Below are 4,742 nucleotides of genomic sequence, written 5' to 3' on the forward strand. Positions count from 1 at the left end.
GGTCCGGCGGCGCCCCCCAGGCGCCCCAGGACGTCGATGGTGCCGGGCGACAGGGCCAGCCCGCCCATGCCCTTGGTGACCAAGGTGACGGTGGCGCCGGCCCGGCGCAGCCGCAGGGCCGCGGCATAGCCGGAGATCCCGGCCCCAATGACGACGACGTCGCTGCTCATGCGCGAACCTCCTCCATCGCAGCGCCGACGGTGGCGCCAGAATCGAAGCCGGGTGGGGCGTCCAGGGCGGCCAGTGCCGCAGCCAGTTCCTCCGGCAGCTGCTCGCCGTCCTCGGCCCCTTCGATGGGGGTGGCGGCAGCGGCGGGGCGCGCGGTGGTCGGCAGGTCCTCGATGTCGAGGGTGCCCTGCAGCATCCAGAAGTCGAGGGCGGTTTCACGGATCTGCTCACCGTGAATAATCGACCACAACCCAATCCACCGGTGGCGCAGGAAGGTACGCAACAGCTCGGTGGCGCCGGCGGCGTCGACCCGTCCGCGGCATACGTGCACGCCGGCGACGCGGGCGGCGCAGAATCCCCCTTGGCAGGGGCCCATGCCGATGCGCAGTTGGCGACGCAGATCGTCGAAGGAGGCGTCGGGCTGCTCATCCATGAGTTCGGTGAGCATCTTGCGGGTGACCAGCTCGCACTCGCAGATCGTCTGGTTCTCCAGCCGATCCTTCTCCCGGGCGGCCAAGCGGTGGGTGATGCGGTAATTGCGGCCGGATTCGGAGCCGGGTACGGCCTCGGCAGCAGTGGTGCAGGGGCGGTTGATGCCGAGTTCTTCGCAGATGGCGTCGACGGTGTTCTTGGCCATGAGCCGGTAGGTGGTAAGTTTGCCGCCGGCCACGGTGACCAACCCGGCCAGCCCTTCAGCCTCGCTGTGCCGCAGGACGGTCATGCCGCGGCTCATGTGGCGGGTGTCGGTGCCGGCCACGCGCTTGTCGCGTACCAGGGGGCGGGCGCCCACCCAGGCGTGCAGGGGGCGCGTCTGCCGGAAACCGGGAATGAGCGCCTCGCCGGCGTCGAGCATCTGGGCGACCTCCTCGCGGGGGATCGCGAGGTGATCGGGATCGGGGACGCGGCGATCGGTGGTGCCGATGATGGAGACCGTGTGGTCGGGGACGATGATGTCGCCGTCGGAGGGGCGCACGCAGCGGTTGATGACGTGGTTGACGATACGGTGGTTGACCGCCACCATGATGCCGGCGCCGGCGACGATCTCCACGGCCTCGGAACCGGCCATGGCGGCGAGCTTGCCGCCCCAGGGGCCAGCCGCATTGACGACCATGGCGCAGGAAACGGTGAGGTCCTCACCGGTCTTGAGGCCGTGGGCGCGCACAGCGACGACGCGGCGGTCGGGGCCCTCTCCCTCAACAACCAGATCGGTGACCTCGTGGTAGGTGAGGATGGTGGCGCCGTACTCGCGGGCGGAGCGGGCCGCGCCCCACACCATCTGCCAGCCGTCAATGGCCCCGTCACCCACGGCGAAGGCGCGCTTAATGCCGGGGTTGAGGCGGGGCTCCTGCCGCAGCGCTTCCGACAGGCTGAGCTCCTCGCAGGCCACGCCGGCCTCCCGGGCCCCCACGAGGAAGCGGTCGGAGAACTCCAGGTCGTCCTCGGGACCGACCACGAACATGCCGCCGGTGAGTTCGACGGCGTCGGCGTGGATGCGGGCGATAATGCCGTTCTCCTCGGCGCACTCGCGCGCCGAGCCGGGGTCGGAGACCACGTAGCGGCCACCGGAGTGCAGTAGGCCGTGGAAGCGGCCGGAGGTTCCCTGGGCGAGGTCGGCACGCTCCAACAGCACCACGCGCATGCCGCGCATGGCCGCGTCGCGCGCCACACCGACGCCGGTGGCGCCGCCGCCAACCACGACGACGTCGGCAGTCATGGTTCTCACTTGGGGGACCTCCTCGTCCGTTGTGGCTGGGCATTGCCCAGGCAATTGACGGGCATTTAACCGACCCTGCCGGTGCAGTCGCCGGACCGACCGGAGGGCGGCGGCGCGCCCATCTGAACTGTCTTTTTTATGACTACACGCCGTGTGGAACTCGTGCACGCGGAATGGACAAACGTTCATCTGGCGACACGGCGATACGCACCTATTTCCTGTCACAACCGCGCAAACACATATTTTCCCCTGCAACTACGCCGAATTCACAACTGAGCTTCTCCTCACTAACACTCGTTCGAACCGGCGAGGCACTCCGTCATTCGCTGTGGCGTCGAGTACTTTTTGTCTGTTCGGGCGTTGCCACGACTCCGCCCGATCCTTCGTGGAACGCGGGCGGCAATACGCCGTTCGCCCGACACATCGAGCACGCTGTCGTGCAGAAAGTGAGCAGGCCATGAGTCTCGCCCAGATCTTCCTCTCGGAGTTCTTCGGGACCTTAATCCTCATCCTCTTCGGAGCCGGCGTCTGTGCCGCGGTCAACCTGCCCAAGTCAAAGGCTCAGGCCTCTGGCTGGATCGTCATTGCCTTCGGATGGGGCTTGGCGGTCTTCATGGGTGTGTACGCCGCCTACGCCACCGGCGGTCACCTCAACCCGGCAGTCACCATCGGCCTGGCCGTTGCTGGCAAAGATTTGGCGGCCGGCGTCCCCGCGACGGCGACGAACATCATCGTCTACATCATCGCGCAGATGCTCGGCGCCTTCGTCGGTGCCATTTGCGCCTGGCTCGCCTACAAGAAGCACTTCGACGAGGAGGCGCCCGCCGACGCCAAGCTCGCTTGCTTCTCCACCGGCCCCGGTATCCGCTCCTACGGTTGGAACGTCGTCACCGAGGCCATCGGCACCTTCGCCCTGGTGGCCTGGGTGCTCTACAACGGCAAGTCGCCCTCCGAGCTCGGCCCTCTGGCCGTCGGCTTCGTCATCGTGGCCATCGGCCTGAGCCTTGGTGGGCCCACCGGATACGCCATCAACCCCGCTCGTGACCTCGGCCCCCGCATCGCGCACGCCATTCTGCCGATCAAGGGCAAGGGGGCCTCGGACTGGGCCTACTCCTGGGTGCCGGTGATCGGTCCGATCATCGGCGGCGTCGTCGCCGGGCTGCTCATCCCCAACATGGCTGGGCTGTTCTGACGCCTGCCCCGCAATCACAACGACGTGACATGAAAGGACTCGTCCATGACTGAAGCAACCGAGACTGAGAAGTACGTCCTGGCGATCGACCAGGGCACTACGTCCAGCCGCGCCATCATCTTCAACCACTCCGGCCAGATCGTTTCCGTGGGGCAGAAGGAGTTCACCCAGATCTTCCCCAACCCCGGCTGGGTCGAGCACGACCCGGTCGAGATCTGGGAGTCGGTGCGCGCCGTCGTCGCCGAGGCGCTGCAGAAGGCGGAGATCAACCGCCACTCGCTGGCCGCCGTCGGCATCACCAACCAGCGTGAAACCAGCATCGTGTGGGACAAGAACACCGGTGAGCCGATCTACAACGCCATCGTCTGGCAGGACACTCGCACCGCGCCGATTGTCCGTGAAATCGCCGCCGGCGACCCGCTGGGCACCGAGCGCTACCGGCAGATCACCGGTGAGAACATCTCCACCTACCCCTCGGCCACGAAGGTCAAGTGGATTCTGGACAACGTGCCCGGGGCCCGGGAGAAGGCCGAGGCGGGCGACCTGCTCTTCGGCACCCCCGACACCTGGGTGGTGTGGAACCTGACCGGTGGTGTTAACGGCGGCGTGCACGTCACCGACGTCACCAACGCCTCGCGCACGCTGCTCATGGACGTGCGCACGTTGCAGTGGCGCGAGGACATCTGCGCCGACTTCGGCATCCCCATGTCGATGCTCCCGGAGATCAAGTCCTCCTCCGAGATCTACGGATACGGCCGCAAGAACGGCCTGCTCATCGACACCCCGATCTCCGGGATCCTCGGCGACCAGCAGGCCGCCACCTTCGGGCAGGCCTGCTTCGAGGTCGGCACGGCCAAGAACACCTACGGCACCGGCTGCTTCATGCTCATGAACACCGGTGAGGAGCCCGTCTTCTCCAAGAACGGACTGCTGACCACGGTGCTGTACAAGCTCGGTGACGCCAAGCCGGTCTATGCACTGGAGGGCTCCATCGCCGTGGCGGGTTCTCTGGTGCAGTGGCTGCGCGACAACCTCGGCATGATCGAGAAGTCGAGCGACATTCAAGCACTGGCGCAGACGGTGGAGGACAACGGCGGGGTGTACTTCGTGCCCGCCTTCTCCGGCCTGTTCGCCCCCTACTGGCGCGACGACGCCCGCGGCGCAATCGTGGGCCTGACCCGCTACGCCACCAAGGGCCACATCGCCCGCGCCGTGGAGGAGTCCACCGCCTTCCAGTCCGCCGAGCTGCTCGACGCGATCAACGCCGACACCGGCGTCCCGCTCAAGGAGCTCAAGGTCGACGGCGGCATGACCAACGATGACCTGGTCATGCAGTTCCAGGCCGACCTGTGCGGCGTCGACGTCATCCAGCCCGTGGTGGCCGAAACCACCGCGCTGGGGGCCGCCTACGCCGCCGGTATCGCGGTGGGCTTCTGGAACGGCACCGAGGACGTCGTAGCCAACTGGCAGGAGGGCAAGCGCTGGACGCCGTCCATGGATACCGCCGAGCGCGACCGCACCTACCGGCTGTGGAAGAAGGCCGTCACCCGCACCTTCGACTGGGTCGACGACGACGTCAAGTGACGCCCGCGACACGCCAATAGCCCTCTCGCACCTGTGAGGGAGGCAAGTCCGGATCCCCGGCACGAGTTCTGCTCGTGCCGGGGA

4 protein-coding genes are annotated in these 4,742 nt (G+C 67.2%); 2 read left to right on the forward strand and 2 right to left on the reverse strand.

Going from position 1 to position 4,742, the window contains the following annotated elements; all coding sequences use genetic code 11:
- A partial coding sequence (locus tag RWX45_RS09785) for an FAD-dependent oxidoreductase (protein ID WP_316023542.1) occupies window positions 1-170 on the reverse strand: 170 nt, incomplete at its 3' end.
- A complete protein-coding gene (gene glpA, locus RWX45_RS09790; protein ID WP_316023539.1) occupies window positions 167-1,891 on the reverse strand; it encodes an anaerobic glycerol-3-phosphate dehydrogenase subunit GlpA in 1,725 nt (574 codons plus the stop codon). The genes RWX45_RS09785 and glpA, both read right to left, overlap by 4 nt.
- A 448-nt stretch (window positions 1,892-2,339) precedes the next feature.
- On the opposite strand from glpA, the gene RWX45_RS09795 reads away from it, so the two are divergent.
- Together RWX45_RS09795 and glpK are read left to right on the forward strand one after the other, a co-directional pair.
- Window positions 2,340-3,074, forward strand: coding sequence for an MIP/aquaporin family protein (locus RWX45_RS09795; RefSeq protein WP_316023540.1), 735 nt, complete (start codon window positions 2,340-2,342; stop codon window positions 3,072-3,074).
- 45 nt (window positions 3,075-3,119) lie between these two features.
- Entirely contained in the window at window positions 3,120-4,658 is a 1,539-nt protein-coding gene (glpK, locus tag RWX45_RS09800; RefSeq protein ID WP_316023541.1) for a glycerol kinase GlpK, read from the forward strand.
- Window positions 4,659-4,742 lie beyond the last annotated feature (84 nt).

It is taken from the genome of Actinomyces sp. MRS3W (assembly GCF_032465695.1).
GTDB lineage: Bacteria > Actinomycetota > Actinomycetes > Actinomycetales > Actinomycetaceae > Actinomyces.

What these genes read in the sequence shown, in the direction of transcription:
- glpK (WP_316023541.1), top strand. Translation starts at nt 3,120, where the DNA reads ATGACTGAAGCAACCGAGACTGAGAAGTACGTCCTGGCGATCGACCAG.
- RWX45_RS09795 (WP_316023540.1), top strand. Translation starts at nt 2,340, where the DNA reads ATGAGTCTCGCCCAGATCTTCCTCTCGGAGTTCTTCGGGACCTTAATC.